The following is a 20,613-nucleotide window of genomic DNA, read 5'->3' as shown; positions in this document are numbered from 1 at the left end:
ATCATTGCATTCTACTGCCACAAAAGGCACCTAAACCATTGTAAAGTAATGCAATGTTAGGTTAACATAGTTTTTTCTTATTAAAGCTGGCTTTCATTTTTCAGTTTCACTATAATATGCCACCTTTTTCAGGATCCCGAGGCGACGGTCTTGGGGAATAATAGTTCGACCTGGAATTAATTTTTGGAGTACTCAGAATGTCTAAAGTTTGCCAAGTAACAGGCAAAGTGCCAATGGTTGGAAACAACCGTTCACATGCAAGAAACGCGACTCGTCGTCGTTTTTTACCAAACCTTCAATCTCACCGTTTTTGGGTGGAGAGTGAAAATCGTTTCGTTAAATTACGTTTAACTCCGAAAGGAATGCGTATTATCGATAAGAAAGGTATTGATGTAGTATTAACTGACATCCGTGCCCGTGGCGGAAAAGTTTAACAACTACTTTTAGAGGAAATTATTATGCGCGATAAAATTCGTTTAGTTTCTAGTGCCGGTACTGGTCATTTTTATACTACTGATAAGAATAAAAAGACTATGCCTGAAAAGATGGAGATCAAGAAATTTGATCCACGCATCCGTCAGCACGTAATGTACAAAGAAGCTAAAATTAAGTAATTTGATTCAAGTTTTTAAAAACCCGGCAATTGCTGGGTTTTTTATTGCCTAAAATTTAGTATCATCACTATTATCTTATTAAACAATGAGTCTTTTATGAAGCTCTCTCGTACCGGTTGGAACAACGTTATCATTTTTTCAGTGATGATTTTTATTCTGGTGATTAACGTGACCAATAAAAAATTATATTCATCAACTGACCAACAAGATAATGAACAACAGACTTTATTTGCCGAGCATGCTGTTATTCTATCGCTAGCGGTTAACCAGCAAGTGGTGATAGAGCGTATCGGACGCACTTGGCGAGCAACGCCAGCAAAAATATCAGGACAAGCATTAGAACAAATGATGCTAACCTGGCATGAGATAGCAGGTAATATTGTTATTGACCCACCCGAGCTTGACCACCAAATGGCGTTGGTTATTACGGTTGAGCTGGCCGGTGAAACACCCGTTCAATTACTAAATTTGTTTATTACTGATAATGAATTGCTGGTCTTTAATCGTCAGCAAAAAAGGTGGCTAACTTTTCCTCTAGTAATATTTTCACAACTCATTCCCAATGAAGTATTAGCCAGTTAACGTCCCCCTTTCACTGAAACTATAAAGAAGATCATGCCAATGACTCATCACAAAAGACAACACTGCGCGATATTGACCATGGACAACCTTGAAAATTTTGAGGCATACGACCATTTACTTGCACAACCACTACTCGACTTAGGTTGGCAAATGCACATGGTGTCATGGCGCGATAAAAGTGTTGATTGGAATAATTACGCCGCTGTTATTATACGTTCGCCATGGGATTATCAAGACGACGCTGCCGATTTTTTAAAAGTATTAACTGTTATTGAGCAATCTAGTGCGCACCTTGAAAATAGTTTACAGACGGTAAAATGGAACATTGATAAAAAGTATTTAGGTGAACTCGCCAGCATTGGGGTGCATATTGTTAAAACATTGTGGCGGGAAAATCTAACGCGGCAACAGCTAGATCAATACTTTGCTGAATTAAATGTTGATCAATTAGTCATTAAGCCTCGTATAAGTGCCAATGCTGACAATACTTTTTGGCTAACAAAAGAAAATCATCAAACATTTTACCCACAACTTGCCCAAGCATTTTCAGCCAGTGAGTTTTTAGTTCAACCCTTTATGGAAAGTGTCATTGATGAAGGAGAATTTTCACTATTTTATTTTAATGGCCACTACAGTCATGCCATTTTAAAAACACCAAAAAACGATGATTTTCGTGTTCAAGAAGAACATGGTGGCCGTTTAAGGTCAATAATACCCGAAGCAGGCTTAACTGAGCATGCAGAACAAGCCCTTAAAGCGATAAAAGCACAAATAGGCATGCCTTTGTATGCACGTATTGATTTTGTACGCTGTGAACAAGGCTTTGCGCTTATGGAAGCTGAACTGATTGAGCCTTCATTGTATTTTAATATGGATGAGCAATCAGCAACACGTTTTGCCGATGCTTTTGTTCATCGCATGCAAGCATTAACGCTGTAATTTTAAAATAAACCCGATATAGAGTTACTATGCCTGAATTACCTGAAGTAGAAGTTTGCCGACAAGGCATTAGTCCACACATTTTAGAGCAAACCGTTTCACAAGTTGTGGTACGTAATGCAAAATTACGTTGGCCTATTCCTGAAACAGTACAAAGTATGGTTGGTCATAGTGTTCATGCCGTTGAACGACGTTCAAAATATTTGTTAATCAAATTTTCGCACGGTACCTTAGTTTTGCATTTAGGCATGTCCGGAACCATTAGAGTTATTGAAAAAAATACCCCTGTCGCAAAACATGATCATTTTGATTTAGTCTTCTCGCACGGCAAAGCGTTACGTTTGAATGACCCTCGACGTTTTGGCGCCGTATTATGGTTTAAAGACAATATTGACGAACGAGGTTTATTAAGTAAATTAGGACCCGAGCCATTAAGTGATGACTTCACTTACGGTTATTTATTTAATAAGGCACAGAATCGCAAGGTACCGATTAAAACCTTTTTAATGTCAAATCCAGTTGTGGTCGGTGTCGGTAATATTTACGCCAACGAAGCGTTATTTAAAGCCGGTATTTTACCAACGACCTTAGCCGGCACTATTTCTGTCGCACGTTTTGACCAGCTTACCGATATTATCAAACAAGTATTAACTGCGGCCATTGCCCAAGGTGGCACAACTTTAAAAGATTTTACTCAAGCGGATGGTCGCCCTGGATATTTTGCACAAGAACTATTCGTTTATGGTCGAGCAGGAAAGCAATGTTACCGCTGCCAAACAATTCTAGAAGAGGTTAGGCAGTCGAATCGCAGCTCAGTTTTTTGTCCAAGCTGCCAAACTGATTAATTATCGTCGAGTGCGGCTTTTACAATAGGATGAACAAATTGGCTGACATCACCATTATGCAAGGAAACTTCTTTTACTAAGGTTGACGAGATAAAAGAATTTCCTTCTGATGGTGTCAAAAATACACTTTCAAGTTCAGGGGCTAAACGTCTATTCATATTGGCCAATTGAAATTCATAATCAAAATCAGACACCGCACGTAAGCCGCGGATCAGTACTTTGGCTTGATTCTTTTTAGCAAAGTCGACTAATAAACCACTAAAACCGACCACCGTAATATTGGGCAAATGTCGACTTACTTCTTCAATCATAGCAACACGTTGCGCTAGATCGAAACGAGGTTTTTTACTTGGGCTGGCAGCAACACCAACAATAACTTCAGAAAACAAAGCACTTGCACGTTCAATTAAATCTGTGTGGCCATTAGTGACCGGATCAAAGGTTCCTGGGTAAATCGCTTTTATTGTCATTAGTGGTATCTTCTTTATAAACTTAAAAACATTGTAAAGGCTATTTTTAGTGAATGGAAACTTACAAAGACGAATTTGTTAAAGTATTTACTCGAAAAGCCTTTCCGTCAGTTCAATTTTGATAGTATGATGGAAAATAATACAATGATAAAAACAGAAGTAACTGACATGAAAACCCGTGATAAAATAATTCAGGCCAGCATTGAGCTTTTCAATGATCAAGGCGAGCGCAACGTAACAACCAATCATATTGCAGCGCATTTAAGCATCAGTCCGGGTAACTTGTATTATCATTTCCGCAATAAAGAAGACATTATTCTTTCTATTTACGAAGAATATGCACGTAACCTATTATTAGAAACCGTTCCCTTTGTCTCTCCCGAAGTAAAGCCCCTCGACACCATCATTTTATATATGGATGCGGTTTTTCAAGCACTCATGAAATTTCGATTTTTCTACAGCAACCTACCGGTATTGTTAGCAAAAAACCCTTTATTACATGAAAAATATGTTGATGTGCAATCATCAATAGCGACACGTGTCAGTGAGATGCTGTTGTCATTGCGTAGTACTGATATGATGAAGTTTGCTGACGAAGACTTACCCGATATAGTCAGTATTTTGCGTTTAGTGAACACTTTCTGGTTAAGCTTTTATCAAACCCAAAATAAGAATATTGAAATTACTGACGCCGTTTTTTATGAAGGTGTCTTGAAAATATTGGTCATTATTCAGCCCTATATCACTGAGTCTGCAATGCCTGAGTTTATAGAAGCACGTACCATGTATCGTAAACGTTGCATGGAAGTCGCTGACGTCGCTTAATCGTCAATTCTCTTAGTGAGTTAAAAGATTGACCTTTTACTCAATTAAAATGTCGCTTACTAATGCCGTTAATCACTCATTTGTCTGTATATCCCGCTAATAAAAATTGCCAGTCTGATTTTTGCCAATAAAAATTTGGCAATTTTACTTTTTCTTTCTCAAAAGAACGTAATAATCTTGCCATATTAGCCTGCTGCCATGATGAAGCAACCGCTCGTTGTTCGCCGCGATCAAAATCAATCAACCAAACCTTGTTGTTTTCATCGAGTAAAATATTGTGGCTATTTAAATCATGATGATAAATACCAGCTTCATGAAAACGACGAATAACCTTGCCCACTTCTCGCCAAACTTGCTCGACTAATGGTGCTTTGGATAAAACCGCCACTAAATCTTGAGCATGTTCAATTCGAGAAGATAACAAATCCGCTTGATAAAAAAGCCCCAACTTAGTCACTCGAAAAGCAACGGGCTTTGGCGCTGGCAATGCTAAAACCTGAAGCGTATTTAATAAACGGTATTCTTGGGCGGCTCGAGTACTATTTTGTCCAGTAAAAAAATATTTATCGTTAATTATTTTGCCAATTAAACCGCCACGAAAATAATGACGTAACACCCACTGTTGTTTTTCCATGGTGTTTACTTGTGGAGAGTCGTACTGAACAAACCAAGTAGTACCACGCCCTTGAGCACTGCCGGTAATGGCATTATTTTCATGCCAAAAATCACTATTAAGCATTTCGGGAGAAAAGTCATCGATTGCATTGGCGTTATAACAACAATAAATATTAGCTTGTTGGTAAATTTTTTCTTGGTAAGGTTTTACAATTGCTGACTGTTTCAAGATAATAGACTCAATTCAAATACTTTATATGCTCTATTGTGGTGATTCCTTTATGCTGGGTCAATTAACAGCGCCAAAAAATTTATGTTTATTACGCTTATCTGCTATCGGAGACGTTTGTCACGCCGTAGCTATGGTGCAACAAATTCAACGTTTTTATCCTCAAACAAAAATAACTTGGGTGATAGGCAAAGTAGAGGCGAACCTATTACAAGGATTGCCACAGGTAAAATTTGTCATCTTTGATAAGAAAGCAGGCTTAAAAGGCTATCGGGATTTACGTACTGAGTTAGCAGATCAAAAATTTGATGTGTTATTACATATGCAAGTTGCCTTGCGTGCCAGTTTAGCGAGTTGGTGTATTAAAGCAAAAGTAAAAATAGGTTTCGACCGCAAACGAGCTAAAGAAGGCCAATGGCTTTTTACTAATCAGCAGATAGCGCCACAACATCAACCGCATGTACTTGATGGTTTTATTGGTTTTGCAGCAGCTATCGGTGTTCCCAGCGAAAGTCCTAGCTGGCAAATGCCAATTGGTGACGAAAACGAACTTTGGGCCAGCGAGCGACTGTCGTTAGCATCTGATAAAGCCATTGCTGTTATTTCGCCGGCGGCAAGTAAAGCAGAGCGCAATTGGCATGCCGAAGGTTATGCAAAAACAGCCGATTATTTAACACAGCTAGGGTTTCAAGTCGTTGTTTGTGGCGGACCAACCTTGTTAGAAACATTATTAGCCACTGAGATTATTACCTTGAGCCAATGCGAGATTGTTAATCTTGTTGGTCAAACCAACTTGAAACAGCTGCTAGGCGTACTTAAATTAGCACATTTGGTGATAGCTCCAGACACGGGACCAGCACATATGGCCGTCACTGTTGGCACACCGGTCATTGGTTTGTACGCACACAGTAATCCTTGTCGTACGGGTCCATATTTATATCAAAACTATGTGGTTAGCTGTTATCAGCATACCGCACAAGAGCAATATAAACAGCCACTAGAGCAGCTACCTTGGGGTATTCGTGCCAAGGGTAGTGACTTAATGAACGGCATTACTTTCACCCAAGTACAGGAAAAACTACACTTACTTATTGATGAACATTACCCTGAGCTCATCATTAAATAATTTCGACAGCTAAACTTTTCCCGTATCAACTATAAATTCAACACAGAGCCTTGCATGCTGTTAGCAAGGTCGGCGCTCCTTGCCCGGTATTTCACCTGACGAATAACATCAACCGAATATCTCTCATCAGAAAAAAGACAATAAAGTAAATTTACTTGTTGCAAATGATAATCACTATCATTAGTATTCGCACCAAGTAAATTATCGCTCTCTTTTCTCTTAGGAATAACAATGAAGTATTCACCTGTCTGCTTAGCAATTTTCGTTGGCTTAACGCCTTTTTCATCAAGTGCCAATCAAGGCGCTACCCATAATACCTCTGTTGAAGTTATCGAAGTTAAAGGTAGTTATTTTAATAACTATAAAGTTGACCAAGCACATGGCGCAATGCGTACTCATGTTTCTTTATTAGAAACTTCTCAGTCCGTCACCGTTATTCCAAACTCGGTAATCACAGAACAACTAGCGACAACATTAGGTGAAGTATTAACTAATGACGCAAGTTTAACTGCTGGCTCTAAACAACGTAATCGTGAAGTATTCAATCTCCGTGGCTTTGAACTAAGCTCTTCAAATGGCTACCTTAGAGATGGTCACCAACATTGGTCACACTATCAACAACCTATCGAAATCTTAGAAAATATCGAAGTGATTAAAGGTCCTTCAAGTATTTTATATGGTCAATCAGGCCCTGGTGGATTAGTGAATATGGTGACAAAAAAGCCAACCGCTAAAACATTATTTACGCTAGGTGTTGATGTTGACCAAGAAGGTTCAAGCCGATTATCGTTAGATGCTGGTGGCTCGTTAACTGATGATGAGTCATTACGTTACAGAGGCGTACTTGTTAAACAAGATGCTAAATATCAGCATCAGTACCAAAACAATGAACAACGTCAGCGCGATCGTTTTCTTGGTGCGTTAGTCATTGACTATGATATTTCAGACGATGCCATGGTACGCGTTCATTATGACCGAACGGATGATGAAGCCGGATTAGATACCGGTTCTTGGTTAGATGAAAAAGGCAATGTCATCGGTCATAATAAAACCATTCGTGATATGTCTTGGGCATTTACTGACATTACCGTTGAAAATATCGGAGTTGATGTCAACTACATACTAAATAATCACTGGCAGGTTGCCCTCGGCTACAATGAACAAAGCTTTAAACGCCAACGTTTTGAGTCATCACCAAAAAAACCCGCAATTTTTTTAGAGGGTGATAGCTATACCTCTAAACCCTATGACCGTTTTGATGACTGGCAGTTTAAAACTGCTTTTATCGATTTCACTGGCGAATTTACCCTCGCTGGTCTCGATCATCAGTTATTAATTGGCGCTAATTCTTTAGATTATTACTATGGGCAACGTAAAGTAAACGGCGAGTCAATTAACTACGCTAGCGACCAACAAGAGCCAACAAGACCTGAGATCAGCTACACAACTGACGATTCACTTTACAGCAGTGCCTATGATTACTATGGCATTTATTTACAAGACTTAATCACCTTAAATGATCAATGGCAAGTCTCGGTTGGTGGACGTTACGACAAGCAAAGTAAAGAAGGCGCAAACAATGAATCCTTCTTACCTAAAGCTGGGCTTTTATTTCATCCTGATGCCCAAACCACTTTCTACGCGAGTTATTCTGAAGGGTTTGAACCACAAAGCAGCGAAACACTCGAAAAAGATCGAGATATTAATCATGGCATGAAGCTCGAAGCCATGACATCTAAACAAGTTGAAATCGGCGCTAAGTGGCAATTATTTGCTGAACGTTTATTACTCACTACGGCTATTTTTGATATTACCAAAACAGGAAAGTTAATCACTGAAACGATCAACGGCGATCCGAATTTTGATACGCAAACTGAACAGGCAGGTGAGCAGCGCCACAAAGGTGTCGAAGTTGCTGCACAAGGCGCAATAAACGATAAGCTCTTTGTTATGGCATCGTTAATGAACTTAGCGGCACAATACGACAAAGATGAAAATTATCAAGGAAAAACCCCTGTTGACGCTCCACAGTGGTCAGCATCAATTTGGTCTCGTTATGAATTAACTGACCAACTTGCTGTTAATGCCGGTGCATTTTATCAAGGTGAACGCTTTGCTGATAGTGATAACACTATAAGCAAAGATGCTTATACCCGTATTGATGTTGGCGCGACCTATAAAACCACAATTAGTGGCCAAGATGTTAGCTTTCGCTTCAACATACAAAACTTACTCGCTACTGATTATCTTGCTGGTGGTGGTATATCTAGCGTTACCGCAGGAGAAAGCACTAGCTATCGATTAGCGGCACAAATGTCATTCTAAATTCATTAAAAATGAGGAGTGATAAATAGGTATTTGTTGCTCCTTAGTCAATTAAAGACGCTAAAGCTGTTATGCAAATTAATAAAAGTACCTTAAGTTTTTCTCGATTGATTCATATCTATGTGTCGATGGCATTGTTGAGTTTACTGCTGTTTTTTTCAGTAACCGGCATTACCCTTAATCATCCCGAATGGTTTCGTGACAGCAAAGCTGACGTCGTAGAAAGAGCATTAATGATTGATTTATCTATGATTGAAAATCCGCCGTTGACACCACAACAAATTGTTAAGGTCTCAACAGCTATTGAGCAAAAATTGTCGATATCGTTAAACAACACGATTCTCGAAAGTAGCCAAGACGAATTATTTTTCAGTATAAAACGCGCAGGAAAAAATACCGCTATAACCCTAGATTTAGTTAGCGGCGAGCTGTTTTTTGAAGAAACTGACTACGGTTGGTGGGCGCTAATGAACGATTTACATAAGGGAAGAAATACCAGTGTTTTTTGGGGCTGGATTATTGATATAACCAGTTTGCTTTGCATCTTATTTGCCCTAAGTGGTTTTATTTTAGCCATGCCACAAAGACGGTTTAATCGTACCTTAACACTGAGTTTAACCGTGACCGTCGCCATGATTTTCACCGCGATATGGTGGGTTTAAATCAATGAGCATAAGCAACGCTCTCTGCTTGAGTGAGCACAAAAGGAACTTAGATGAAGATAAAAAAAATTGGATTATTGCTTATTTTATTAAGCTGGATAAATTTTAATGCCGTTGCCAATCCGAGCAACTCAGCGCCAGCACAATTACAGCTTGAGCTTACGTTAAAGCAGCAACTCGGTGAGTATCATCCGCCCTATGTTGCGAGCTGGATTGAAAACTCACAAGGAAAACCCGTACGCACCTTATTACTTTGGCGAGAAAAAGCTAAATGGTTAAAGGATATTCGACGCTGGTGGCGTAAGGTCGGTAAAAAAGATGCTGACTTTGTTGACGGCATAACTTCTGCGACTCGGGCTGCAGGCAAGTATCCTCTGACTTTCTTGGCCGAAGATGATCAGAAAAAATCACTAAAAAAAGGACAATATACTTTGTTTATTGAAGTGGTCAGAGAAAATGGTGGACGGGCTATTCTTCGCCAACCATTTGTATTAAACAACATAAAATCAACATTTACCTTAGCGCCAAGCCATGAAACTGATGAAATACAGTTTGCTGTGCTACCGCAATAAATTTATTCACTGCCTTAACGCACAACTTAACCACTAGACTTGGAATATAAAATGACTTTAAAACAAATAATCGCCTTTACCTTAACCTGTGCCATTAGCACACAAACATTCGGACATTCTCGCTGGGTTTTACCGAGCCATTTCAATTTGTCTGCTGAACAAGGCGAATGGATCATGGTTGATATAACTGCATCCAATGAAACTTTTAATGTGGATAAAGCGATGGGGGCAGATTTAGTGAGAATTATTACCCCTGATGGTGAGCCATCAAGAGCTTCGTCAAGCTATAAAGGTCATCGAAAAAGTGTGGTAGATTACTTCTTAAAAGGTTCGGGAACCTATAAAATCACCAATAACAGTGAGGCTAGCTTTATCACCTATTATACTATCGACGGCGACCATAAAAGACTATCAGCCAATAAGACAGAATTAGTTGGTAAATTACCAACCCAAGCTACCGCGATCAAAACCACTTATCGTTATGCAAGAATAGAGAGTTATGTCACTTTAAATGCCCCGAGTGATAACTTTAAAATCCAGGGTAAATTATTAGAATTGCTGCCGGTTACTCACCCATCAGATATTGTTGAACATGAAAAAGTGACTTTCAAATTTTTATTTAATGGTAAAGCGCAAAAAGATGTTGCCGTGGAAATAACAGCCGACGGCGTACGTTATCGCAATAACCCGCAAACATTAACCTTACGGTCAAATGAAAAAGGTGAAATCACCTTCACACCTAGTGTTGCTGGTCGATATTTATTGGTTGCTGAGTACCAAGAAGACACACCAAACTCTCCTTTAGCAGACCAGCAAATGGGCAGTGTGTTTTTAACGTTTGAAGCACAGCTTAATTAAAATAAACTAAAGTAACTTCAATAATTGTTTCACACTTCGGGCACTAGCCCCTTGGTTCTGTGTCACGACGCGGTAAGCATTTTCTCCCAGTGTTTGCTGCGTTTTCTCTGACAACAAAATATCAGTAATGACTTTACTAAGCTCATCAGTCATATCCACATTGTCTTGGTCGGTGAGCTGAATAATGCCTTGTTCCGCAATCAGTTGCTGCATCACCTCGACAAAATTACTCATATTAGGACCAACGACAATTGGTTTTTTAAATAGCGCCGGCTCAAGCGGATTATGCCCTCCGATATCTGAAAAACTGCCGCCCATAGTTACCACGCTAGCTAAAGCACACGTTGGTAATAACTCCCCTAAACTATCGAGTAACCAAACTTGTTTATCACTGGTGACTTTTTCTTGCGTGCTACGACGGGCAAGATTATAACCTTGCGCTAAACATAATGATGCAACATCATTAAAGCGCTCTGGATGGCGCGGTACAATAATAAGTAATAATTGTGGCAAGCTTTTCAGTAATTCAGTAAACGCATTTAACGCAATGCTTTCATCACCTTTATGGGTACTGGCTACAACCCAAATCAATCGCTCTGTTACCACAAATTCAGCCAGTTCTTGCTGTTTATCTTCTATCGTTTGATTAACACTGATGTCAAACTTCACATTGCCAGAAACCTTGCAGCGAGCAACATCAGCACCTAACGCTAAAAAGTGCTCATAGTTCACTTGGCTTTGACACAGTACTTTATCAAAACGATTAATGGTAGGTGTGATCAACCAAGCTAGCTTGCGATAACTGTCCATCGACTTTTGTGATAAACGGCCATTAATCAATAACAATTTTATACCTTGCTCGGCACTTTGGGCAATTAAATTTGGCCATAACTCAGTTTCCATAAAAACCATCGCCTGTGGTTTCAATTTATTTAAAAATGCCGCTACGCAGAAGGTACTATCTAGGGGTAAATAACAATGTTGAACACGTTCGCCAAAGAGCTTTTTAACTTGCTCTGAACCGGTTGGGGTAAAAGTAGTGACGGTGATAACACGGTTAGGTTTTGTTTCAAGTAATTGGCTAATAAAGCTTTTTAGGGCAATAACTTCACCGACACTCGCCGCATGAACAATAATACCGCCGGCTTTAAATTGTCGAGGCAAAAAACCAAAACGTTCGCCAATACGTTGTCGATAAGCTTTTTGTTTTATTGAGCGCAACTGAAGTAACAACCAAGCAATCGGGAGTAAGCCAAGAAAAACAAGTCGATATAACATCAAAGATAATTGATAACGCACAGAAAAAACTCTTTAGTTGTTGATAAGCGCAGTATAGCGACTAAAGCAAACAATAAAAATACCCAAAGCTGATGGAGTTTGTTATCGTCTTGGTATTAAAGGAACTAAAATAGTAGCCTAGGAAAATGAGTAAGCTTTATTTCATCAAGAACATATTCAATCATGGCTTCGCCATAGTAAGTTTTATGCTAATAGCGCCTTTATTATCTGCACAAGAATATTCAGCGCCAACATATAATCAAGCCGATGTTAGCCAAGTCAACAAAATAAACATACCAGAAAAAGTAAAATTTATCGCCGAAGACGACGTTGTTTTATCGGCTGATTATTATCTCGGTGATCCCCTTACTGGCGGTGTATTATTACTACACGACTGCTCTCACAGTAGTCAAAGTTATGCTGTACTGGGTGGATTACTTGCCGAGCAAGGCATTAATGCACTGGCCATTGACTTTAGAGGTTATGGCGCAAGCGCATCCGAGGATTTTTCCCACCAAACGATAAAACACCAAGTAAAAAACATTGTTAGCTACCAAGCTGAAGTCGCCATGCTGACCTCGTATTGGGAAAAAGATGTCCTGGCGGCTTATAATTATTTACGCAGTAAAATTGGCGATCAACAACCGATATCTCTTGTCGCCAGTGGCTGCTCAGTCAATGAAGCGGTGCAATTAGCTGAAAAAATTCGTATTAGTAGCTTTGTTATACTTTCGCCTATTATGGATCATATGGAAAAAGAGCATTATAAAAACTTAATTGATATTCCTGTTTACTTCGTTAGTTCAGCGCATCATGCCGATAGTTTTTTAACCGCCCAAGAATTATTTTCATGGAATGGCGATCGTCGTTCTACCACCCAAGTCTTTCAAGGCGTTGATCAGGGGCATAACTTATTACGTCGTAATAAGTTCCTAGCAATAAATCTTGCCTCATGGCTAAGCACCACGTTGAAGTGATAAGTACATACGCTTTATTTCTCAAAAACCGTATCGAGAATAATCGAGGAGTTTGTCCGCTCCACCCCTTCTAGCGAACAAACGATATTAAGAATTTCATTTAATTTTTTTAATGTTTGTGCCTGAATCGTCGCTAACAAATCATATTGACCGCTAATAGAGTAAATATGACTAATATTGTGTATTTTTCTTAACGCGATACAAATATTTCGCCTAAGGTTAGGATTTACTTTCAGTGAAACATTAGCCGAAATTAGCTGATTGCTATATTCACTGCCCAAGACAATACTATAGGCTTTTATCACACCACTATTCTCTAACTTAGTCAGGCGATTTTGTATCGCGGTGCGAGAAACTCCGGTCGCTCTAGCTATGTCGGAAACACTTGCCCGGGCGTTGCATCGTAAAATAGCGAGTAACTCTTCATCTTTTTCTGTGATCATCTGTTATGCCCGTTAACGGTTAATAAAACCAATTAGACACTAACAATAGTCATTTTGATAGTGTCACATGTCACTTTAACTAATCAAATAACCATAAAATTAACTAGTGTCACTTTTTTCAATCTTCGTCTAGGATAATAATACTATTATTATTCAAACCTATTAATAAGGAATTGTTGTGAGCGACTCTTCAAACAACGCAAGTTTTTATGCACATTTAAATGATCAAATTGAGCAAGTTAAAGAAGACGGTTTATATAAAGCCGAACGTATTATTACCACAGCACAACAGCCAAACATTGCGGTGGCTAGTGGTGAAGCAGTGGTAAACTTCTGCGCCAACAATTACTTAGGCTTAGCAAATCATCCTGAACTTATTGCCGCAGCAAAAGCTGGCTTAGACGAGCACGGTTTTGGTATGGCATCGGTCCGTTTTATTTGTGGAACCCAAGATATTCACAAAACACTAGAAGCGAAATTAAGTACCTTTTTAGGCATGGAAGATACTATTCTTTATTCTTCATGTTTTGATGCTAATGCTGGATTATTCGAAACTTTATTGGGCGCTGAAGATGCGATTATCAGTGATTCCTTAAACCATGCTTCAATTATTGATGGTGTACGTTTATGTAAAGCAAAACGTTATCGTTACGCTAACAATGACGCCAACGATTTAGAGCAACAACTTATTGCTGCTGATGCTGCTGGTGCACGTTTTAAATTAATTGCCACCGATGGCGTATTTTCAATGGACGGCGTTATTGCTAACTTAAAAGCCGTTTGCGACTTAGCCGATAAATACAATGCTTTGGTGATGGTTGATGATTCTCACGCCGTCGGGTTTGTCGGTGAAGAAGGTCGTGGGAGCCACGAGTATTGCGATGTAATGGGCCGTGTTGATATTATTACCGGCACACTAGGTAAAGCTATGGGTGGCGCTTCAGGCGGCTACACCTCAGGTAAAAAAGAAACCATTGAATGGTTGCGTCAACGTTCACGCCCTTATTTATTTTCTAATTCGTTAGCACCGGCTATTGTTAATGCTTCAATTACCGTGATTGATTTATTAGCTAAAGGTGGCAAATTACGTACAACATTAAAAGATAATGCCCGTTACTTTCGCACGAACATGGAAGCGGCCGGTTTTACCTGTGCGGGTGCTGATCACGCGATAATCCCAGTAATGTTAGGTGATGCAAAAGTAGCCAGCGAAATGGCAAGCCGTTTACTAGCGGAAGGCATCTACGTAATTGGTTTTTCATTCCCGGTCGTCCCTAAAGGGCAAGCACGTATTCGTACTCAAATCTCAGCAGCTCATACCAAAGAGCAACTTGATAAAGCCATTTCTGCCTTTATTCGTATCGGCAAAGCAATGAACATTATTGGCTAAGGTTAGGATTAAAGGAAATACCATGAAAGCATTAGCAAAGTTAAAAGCCGAACCCGGCATTTGGATGACCGACAGTGAAAAGCCACAACTCGGTCATAATGATTTATTAATTAAAATTAAAAAAACCGCTATTTGTGGCACCGATATTCATATTTACAACTGGGACGAATGGGCGCAAAAAACTATTCCGGTTCCTATGGTGGTTGGTCATGAATATGCTGGCGAAGTGGTCGGTATTGGTCAAGAAGTCAAAGGTTTTACTTTAGGTGACCGGGTATCTGGCGAAGGGCATATTACCTGTGGTCATTGCCGAAATTGTCGCGGTGGACGTACACATTTATGCCGAAATACTGTTGGTGTCGGTGTTAACCGTGAAGGCTCCTTTGCTGAATATTTAGTGATCCCTGCTTATAACGCTTTTAAATTACCCGATGAAATATCTGACGATTTAGCCGCAATATTCGACCCTTTTGGTAATGCTGTTCATACGGCTTTGTCTTTTGACTTAGTCGGTGAAGATGTACTTATTACTGGCGCAGGTCCTATTGGTATTATGGCAGCAGCCGTCGCTAAACATGTTGGTGCGCGCCATGTTGTTATTACCGATATTAATGAATATCGCTTAGATTTGGCCCGAAAAATGGGCGCCACTCGAGCGGTTAATGTCAGCAAAGAAAGTTTAACGGATGTAATGTCCGAACTAGGCATGACTGAAGGCTTTGACGTTGGCATGGAAATGTCGGGCGTACCTATGGCCTTTACGGCTATGTTAGAAAACATGAATAACGGCGGTAAAATCGCCATGCTCGGTATTCCTGGTCAAGATATGGCCATTGATTGGAGCCAAGTTATTTTTAAAGGTTTAACAATTAAAGGTATTTACGGTCGTGAAATGTTTGAGACTTGGTACAAAATGGCGAGCTTAATTCAGTCAGGTTTAGACTTATCACCTATTATTACTCATCATTTTGATATTGATGATTTTCAAAAAGGCTTTGATACCATGCGTTCAGGCCTTTCAGGTAAAGTTATCTTAAACTGGGAAAGTTAAACCTTTTGGCTTAATAAACTAACCTGTTAATAAAGATATGAAGCCAGCTAAAAAGCTGGCTTTTTTTATTAACAATGTTGCTCTTGCTATCGGTAAGCAAGTTTAGAGATGAAATACCCCATCAATTCGTTATAATAAGCATTATTTATTTTTCACCTCTTTTATAAGGCAATATTGTGACAACTCCCGGTAATTTATTTATTCTTTCCGCACCTAGTGGTGCAGGAAAATCTAGTTTAATTAAAGCCTTATTATCTCAAGAGTCGGCCAGACCGATGCAAGTGTCGGTTTCTCACACCACTCGAGCACCTCGTCCGGGTGAAAATAACGCTGAACATTACCATTTTATTAATGTTGAGCAATTTCAAAAGCAGATTAAACAAAATGAATTTTATGAGTATGCTGAAGTTTTTGGTAATTATTATGGCACCTCAGCATCTGCGATTGATAAACAACTCGCACAAGGTATTGATGTGTTTCTCGATATCGACTGGCAAGGTGCCAAGCAAGTGCGGATAAAACAACCCAGTGTTACCACTATTTTTATTAGTCCACCTTCAAAAGCAGAACTTGAAGACCGTTTAAAAAAACGTGGGCAAGATAGCGAAGCCACCATTAAATCTCGTATGGCACAAGCAAAAGCAGAATGCTCGCACTACACTGAGTTTGACTACATTATTGTTAATAACGACTTCTCTCAAGCACTGAGCGAATTAACCACCATCGTTAATAACCAACGCCTAAGATGTCAACAACAAGCAATAACGCACCAAGTGATGTTCGATGAATTATTAAAAGGCTAATATTTCTGCTGTATTTTGAACTAGTATCGCTATATACCTTGCTTAATCCCCTGTAGCTCAGTAAACTACGGCACTATTTTATAAATTTTAAGTTGGAGTGACCAAATGGCTCGCGTAACTGTTGAAGGTGCTGTAGAAAAAGTAGGCAATCGTTTTGACTTGGTGTTAATCGCATCACGTCGTGCTCGTCAAATTGCCACAGGCGGTAAAGATCCTTTAGTTGACCCTGAAAATGACAAGCCTACCGTTATCGCTTTACGTGAAATTGAAGCCGGTTTAATCACTACTGAAGTAATGAACAATAGCGACCGTCATGAACAAGTTCAGCAAGATTCTGCAGAACTTGCTGCTGTTGCAGCCATTGTTGGTGGCGCTCAGCCACAGCTATAAAATCTTTTGTCGCCTTATAGCGACGAGATATAAACTAAACGCGTAATCATTGCTAATGATACGCGTTTTTTATTGTCAGTATTTAACGAATAACGTATTGTGTTATGCTGACTTAAAGCTTTGACTGGCGGTAATAAGACCGTTCAGCTTAATCATCAAGGATTCAATGCGTGTACCTTTTTGAACCATTAAAAGAACTTGTTTCAAGCTATCTTTCTAAAGTACAAATTGACTTATTAAAGCAAGCTTACCTCGTTGCGCGTGAAGCGCATGAAGGACAAATGCGTTCAAGCGGTGAGCCTTATATCACTCATCCAGTGGCTGTTGCTTTAAACTTAGCAAAAATGCACCTTGACCACGAAACCTTAATGGCGGCATTGCTTCATGATGTGATTGAGGATACCCCGGTAACCAAAGACGAGTTAGCCGAATTATTTGGCTATACCGTTGCTGAATTAGTTGAAGGGGTCAGTAAGCTTGATAAACTAAAGTTTGATAACAAAGAAGAAATGCAAGCGGAAAACTTCCGTAAAATGATACTTGCCATGGTGCAAGACATTCGCGTAATTCTAATTAAACTTGCCGACCGCACACACAACATGCGCACGCTCGAATCTTTACGCCCAGATAAACGTCGACGTATTGCCCGTGAAACATTAGAAATTTACGCACCGATTGCTAACCGTTTGGGTATTCACGATATTAAAAGTGAATTAGAAGTTTTAGGTTTTGAAGCCCTTTACCCGATGCGCGCACGTGCGTTAAAGTCAGCGGTAAAAAAAGCCCGTGGTAATCGCAAAGAAATTATTAATAACATTCAAGAAGAAATTGCGGCTCGCCTCAAAGAAAGTGGTATTGAAGCGCAAGTTATTGGTCGAGAAAAGCACCTTTATTCTATCTACCGTAAAATGCTCAATAAAGAATTAATGTTCAATGAAGTCATGGATATTTACGCTTTTCGTGTCATCGTAGAGAATAAAATTGATAATTGTTATCGAACACTCGGCGCTGTGCATAACTTATTCAAACCGATTGAAAGCCGCTTTAAAGATTATATCGCTATTCCGAAAACCAATGGTTATCAATCGCTGCATACTTCATTGATTGGCCCACATGGCATCCCTGTTGAAATTCAAATTCGTACACAAGATATGGATCAAATGGCAGACAAAGGGGTAGCCGCTCACTGGTTGTACAAACAAGACGGCGACAAGAGCGGTACCACAGCTCAAATGAAAGCCCGTCGTTGGATGCAAAGTTTATTAGAATTACAACAAAGTGCCGGTAGTTCATTTGAATTTATTGAAAATGTAAAATCAGACTTATTTCCTGAAGAAATTTATGTCTTTACCCCAGACGGACGCATTATTGAATTACCGATGGGCGCAACGGCTGTCGATTTTGCTTATGCTGTTCATACCGATGTGGGTAATTCATGTGTCGGGGTTAAAGTCGATCGTAAACCTTATCCATTAAGTCGCGCTATTGATTCTGGGCAAACCATTGAGGTAATTACCTCTTCTGCCGCTCGACCCAATGCCACCTGGTTAAATTTTGTTGTCACGGCTAAAGCACGTTTACAAATTCGAACTTATTTACGTTCACAAGAGCAAACAGAATCTTATGGTTTAGGGCGACGTTTACTGAGTCATGCCTTAGGTAAAGTCCGTATTGAAGATATTGACCAAGAAAAAATTGATCAGGTCGTTAAAGAAACCGGTAATACCAGTCTTGATGGCCTGCTGGTGAATATTGGCTTAGGTAATGCGTTAAGTATTGGTATTGCGAGACGCTTAACCGATGAATTTACGATAGACAGTGCAGAGAGTGGCTTCGCCGATCCGAACAGTAAAACCAAAATGCCAATAAAAGGCAGCGAAGGTATGTTGGTCAGTTACGGCAAATGTTGCCGTCCTATTCCTGGCGATGCTATCTTAGCTTACTTGAGCCCTGGCAAAGGTTTAATGGTGCATCAACAAGGTTGTCGTAACATTAAAAACCATGAGCAAGGTAGCTTATTCCCAGTAAAATGGGACAGTGACATCAACCGAGACTTCATTGCAAAATTACGTATTGAAATAATGAATCATCAAGGTGCACTCGCAGCGCTGACCAATGTTATTGCTAAATGTGAATCCAATGTTCATGCGCTAAATTCTGGTGAAAAAGACTCGGGGCTATATGCGATTGACATGGAAATAACCTGTCGTGACCGCGTTCATTTAGCCGATATTATTCGAAAAATAAAAGTGATGATTGATGTGCAGCGTGTTGTGCGCAATAAGTAATCAATCATCTTTAACAAAATTACCATGTAGGAAATATGATGAAAACAATTATCAGTACAGATAACGCACCCAGTGCAATCGGCACATACAGTCAAGCCGTAAAAGTGAATAATACCGTTTACCTTTCAGGTCAAATCCCTCTAATTCCAGAGACCATGGTCGTTGTTTCTGAAGACTTTACCGAGCAAACCCACCAGGTATTTAAGAACTTAGTTGCGGTATGCGAAGCCGCAGGTGGTAATATTAACGATATGGTCAAGGTAAACATTTTTATGATGGATCTTGCCAACTTCGCAACCGTAAACGAGGTGATGAGTCAATATTTTCAACAACCCTACCCAGCACGCGCTGCCGTACAAGTTTCTCGTTTACCCAAAGATGTATTAATTGAAATAGATGGCGTGATGGAATTACCTAACGTCGGCTAACTCCCGCCGTAAGCTGTAAAGTATATTACCCCTCCTTAAAGAGCAGTGTTACAGGTAACTTTAAGGGGAAACCGTCAAAAATATATGAACAATGAACTTATCTCTTATAAGTGATTTTTTAGGTATTTTTAGACCATGAACTATAAAGTGTAGATGTGAAGTGTAATGACTCCTGAAAGATTAAAAAGAATAAACGCGATGCTCGATAAACGCCAACCAGATTTAACGGTTTGTATGGAAGGTGTTCATAAGTCACATAACCTGGCCGCGGTTGTTCGCACCGCCGATGCAGTTGGCGTTAGTGATGTGCATGCCATCTGGAAAAGTGACGAAATGGAAGTCCGTGGCGGCAGTGCTGCCGGTAGTCAAAACTGGATTGATGTGCACAATTACACGACAACTAAAGCTGCTATTGATGAATTAAAAAAGCAAGGCATGCAAATTTTAGTGACCAACCTTTCTGATAGCGCTGTAGATTTTCGCGAGATCGATTACACCAAACCAACCGCTATTATTTTAGGCCAAGAAAAATTTGGTGCTTCGGATGTTGCACTGGCAATGGCCGATCAAGATATTGTTATTCCTATGGTTGGCATGGTGCAATCGTTAAACGTTTCTGTTGCCTCGTCTGTGGTCTTGTATGAAGCACAACGTCAGCGTCAAATAGCGGGAATGTATGACACGGCTCGTATTGATGATAACCGTCGTCAGCGTTTCTTATTTGAAGGCGGGCACCCAATTTTTGCTGAGGCATGTAAACGTAAAGGGCTACCTTACCCTGTAATTGATGAAGAGGGACAAATCATTGCCTCTGAACCATGGTGGGAACAGATGCAAATGACTCAAGCGGCTTGGAAAGCATTAGATAATTAATCGACAGCATTGCTGAATTTTATAGCTAAG

At 39.8% G+C, this 20,613-nt stretch carries 23 protein-coding genes; 19 read left to right on the top strand and 4 right to left on the bottom strand.

The features are described from left to right. The first annotated feature begins 197 nt into the window (after positions 1-197). From rpmB to mutM, 5 genes are all read left to right on the top strand, one after another. A complete protein-coding gene (gene rpmB / locus ESZ26_RS11480; RefSeq protein ID WP_070375416.1) occupies positions 198-434 on the top strand; it encodes a 50S ribosomal protein L28 in 237 nt (78 codons plus the stop codon). Positions 435-458: 24 nt separating this feature from the next. Then, positions 459-614 carry a 50S ribosomal protein L33 gene (rpmG, locus tag ESZ26_RS11475; protein ID WP_070375415.1) on the top strand — a complete coding sequence of 52 codons (156 nt, stop codon included), beginning with the start codon at positions 459-461 and terminating at the stop codon, positions 612-614. Positions 615-710: 96 nt separating this feature from the next. Beyond that, positions 711-1,196, top strand: a complete 486-nt coding sequence (locus tag ESZ26_RS11470; RefSeq protein ID WP_146796635.1) for a hypothetical protein — start codon at positions 711-713, stop codon at positions 1,194-1,196. Between the two features lie 33 nt (positions 1,197-1,229). Then, a complete protein-coding gene (locus tag ESZ26_RS11465; protein ID WP_244947084.1) occupies positions 1,230-2,135 on the top strand; it encodes an ATP-grasp domain-containing protein in 906 nt (301 codons plus the stop codon). Positions 2,136-2,164: 29 nt separating this feature from the next. After that, the gene (gene mutM, locus ESZ26_RS11460; RefSeq protein ID WP_146796629.1) at positions 2,165-2,980 is read left to right on the top strand and encodes a bifunctional DNA-formamidopyrimidine glycosylase/DNA-(apurinic or apyrimidinic site) lyase; all 816 of its coding nucleotides are present in this window, start codon (positions 2,165-2,167) and stop codon (positions 2,978-2,980) included. Here the strand turns inward: mutM and coaD are convergent. After that, a complete protein-coding gene (gene coaD / locus ESZ26_RS11455; RefSeq protein WP_146796626.1) occupies positions 2,977-3,450 on the bottom strand; it encodes a pantetheine-phosphate adenylyltransferase in 474 nt (157 codons plus the stop codon). The genes mutM and coaD overlap by 4 nt on opposite strands. Before the next feature lie 144 nt (positions 3,451-3,594). On the opposite strand from coaD, the gene ESZ26_RS11450 reads away from it, so the two are divergent. Then, positions 3,595-4,275 carry a TetR/AcrR family transcriptional regulator gene (locus ESZ26_RS11450; RefSeq protein WP_223271649.1) on the top strand — a complete coding sequence of 227 codons (681 nt, stop codon included), beginning with the start codon at positions 3,595-3,597 and terminating at the stop codon, positions 4,273-4,275. 76 nt (positions 4,276-4,351) lie between these two features. On the opposite strand, the gene ESZ26_RS11445 is transcribed toward ESZ26_RS11450, so the two are convergent. After that, complete coding sequence (locus ESZ26_RS11445) at positions 4,352-5,119, bottom strand: 3-deoxy-D-manno-octulosonic acid kinase (protein ID WP_223271648.1); 768 nt, start codon at positions 5,117-5,119, stop codon at positions 4,352-4,354. Positions 5,120-5,171: 52 nt separating this feature from the next. Between ESZ26_RS11445 and ESZ26_RS11440 the strand changes: the two genes are divergently transcribed. The 5 genes from ESZ26_RS11440 (at position 5,172) to ESZ26_RS11420 (ending at position 10,662) form a co-directional block, all read left to right on the top strand. After that, on the top strand, positions 5,172-6,245 hold the full coding sequence (locus ESZ26_RS11440; protein WP_146796623.1) for a glycosyltransferase family 9 protein: 1,074 nt from the start codon (positions 5,172-5,174) through the stop codon (positions 6,243-6,245). A 231-nt stretch (positions 6,246-6,476) separates the two neighbouring features. After that, positions 6,477-8,570 carry a TonB-dependent siderophore receptor gene (locus ESZ26_RS11435; protein WP_146796620.1) on the top strand — a complete coding sequence of 698 codons (2,094 nt, stop codon included), beginning with the start codon at positions 6,477-6,479 and terminating at the stop codon, positions 8,568-8,570. A 71-nt stretch (positions 8,571-8,641) separates the two neighbouring features. After that, complete coding sequence (locus ESZ26_RS11430; RefSeq protein ID WP_146796618.1) at positions 8,642-9,232, top strand: PepSY-associated TM helix domain-containing protein; 591 nt, start codon at positions 8,642-8,644, stop codon at positions 9,230-9,232. Positions 9,233-9,285: 53 nt separating this feature from the next. After that, entirely contained in the window at positions 9,286-9,804 is a 519-nt protein-coding gene (locus ESZ26_RS11425; protein WP_223271647.1) for a DUF2271 domain-containing protein, read from the top strand. A gap of 51 nt (positions 9,805-9,855) precedes the next feature. After that, positions 9,856-10,662: a DUF4198 domain-containing protein gene (locus ESZ26_RS11420; RefSeq protein ID WP_146796615.1), complete on the top strand. Its 807-nt coding sequence runs from the start codon at positions 9,856-9,858 to the stop codon at positions 10,660-10,662. Between the two features lie 6 nt (positions 10,663-10,668). On the opposite strand, the gene waaA is transcribed toward ESZ26_RS11420, so the two are convergent. Beyond that, a complete protein-coding gene (gene waaA / locus ESZ26_RS11415; protein ID WP_146796612.1) occupies positions 10,669-11,961 on the bottom strand; it encodes a lipid IV(A) 3-deoxy-D-manno-octulosonic acid transferase in 1,293 nt (430 codons plus the stop codon). A gap of 185 nt (positions 11,962-12,146) precedes the next feature. Here waaA and ESZ26_RS11410 point away from each other — a divergent pair, with 185 nt between their 5' ends. Next, entirely contained in the window at positions 12,147-12,917 is a 771-nt protein-coding gene (locus ESZ26_RS11410; RefSeq protein ID WP_146796609.1) for an alpha/beta hydrolase family protein, read from the top strand. A gap of 14 nt (positions 12,918-12,931) precedes the next feature. Here ESZ26_RS11410 and ESZ26_RS11405 read toward each other — a convergent pair whose 3' ends face one another. Beyond that, entirely contained in the window at positions 12,932-13,360 is a 429-nt protein-coding gene (locus ESZ26_RS11405) for an Lrp/AsnC family transcriptional regulator (RefSeq protein WP_070375406.1), read from the bottom strand. Between the two features lie 178 nt (positions 13,361-13,538). Between ESZ26_RS11405 and ESZ26_RS11400 the strand changes: the two genes are divergently transcribed. The 7 genes from ESZ26_RS11400 to trmH all read left to right on the top strand — a co-directional run bounded on the left by ESZ26_RS11400 (position 13,539) and on the right by trmH (position 20,583). Further along, the gene (locus ESZ26_RS11400; protein ID WP_146796607.1) at positions 13,539-14,750 is read left to right on the top strand and encodes a glycine C-acetyltransferase; all 1,212 of its coding nucleotides are present in this window, start codon (positions 13,539-13,541) and stop codon (positions 14,748-14,750) included. 22 nt (positions 14,751-14,772) lie between these two features. Then, positions 14,773-15,801, top strand: coding sequence for an L-threonine 3-dehydrogenase (gene tdh, locus ESZ26_RS11395; protein WP_146796604.1), 1,029 nt, complete (start codon positions 14,773-14,775; stop codon positions 15,799-15,801). Positions 15,802-15,977: 176 nt separating this feature from the next. After that, positions 15,978-16,604: a guanylate kinase gene (gene gmk / locus ESZ26_RS11390; RefSeq protein WP_146796601.1), complete on the top strand. Its 627-nt coding sequence runs from the start codon at positions 15,978-15,980 to the stop codon at positions 16,602-16,604. 105 nt (positions 16,605-16,709) lie between these two features. Continuing rightward, the gene (gene rpoZ, locus ESZ26_RS11385) at positions 16,710-16,994 is read left to right on the top strand and encodes a DNA-directed RNA polymerase subunit omega (RefSeq protein ID WP_070375402.1); all 285 of its coding nucleotides are present in this window, start codon (positions 16,710-16,712) and stop codon (positions 16,992-16,994) included. A 170-nt stretch (positions 16,995-17,164) separates the two neighbouring features. Next, entirely contained in the window at positions 17,165-19,282 is a 2,118-nt protein-coding gene (spoT, locus tag ESZ26_RS11380; protein ID WP_146796598.1) for a bifunctional GTP diphosphokinase/guanosine-3',5'-bis pyrophosphate 3'-pyrophosphohydrolase, read from the top strand. A gap of 35 nt (positions 19,283-19,317) precedes the next feature. Beyond that, positions 19,318-19,710 (top strand): RidA family protein, encoded by a 393-nt coding sequence (locus ESZ26_RS11375; protein WP_146796595.1) that lies wholly within the window; start codon positions 19,318-19,320, stop codon positions 19,708-19,710. A gap of 165 nt (positions 19,711-19,875) precedes the next feature. Further along, positions 19,876-20,583 carry a tRNA (guanosine(18)-2'-O)-methyltransferase TrmH gene (gene trmH, locus ESZ26_RS11370; protein ID WP_146796592.1) on the top strand — a complete coding sequence of 236 codons (708 nt, stop codon included), beginning with the start codon at positions 19,876-19,878 and terminating at the stop codon, positions 20,581-20,583. Positions 20,584-20,613 lie beyond the last annotated feature (30 nt).

The organism is Colwellia hornerae (genome assembly GCF_007954355.1).
GTDB lineage: Bacteria > Pseudomonadota > Gammaproteobacteria > Enterobacterales > Alteromonadaceae > Colwellia_A > Colwellia_A hornerae.
This window is presented reverse-complemented; position numbering and strand designations above follow the sequence as displayed.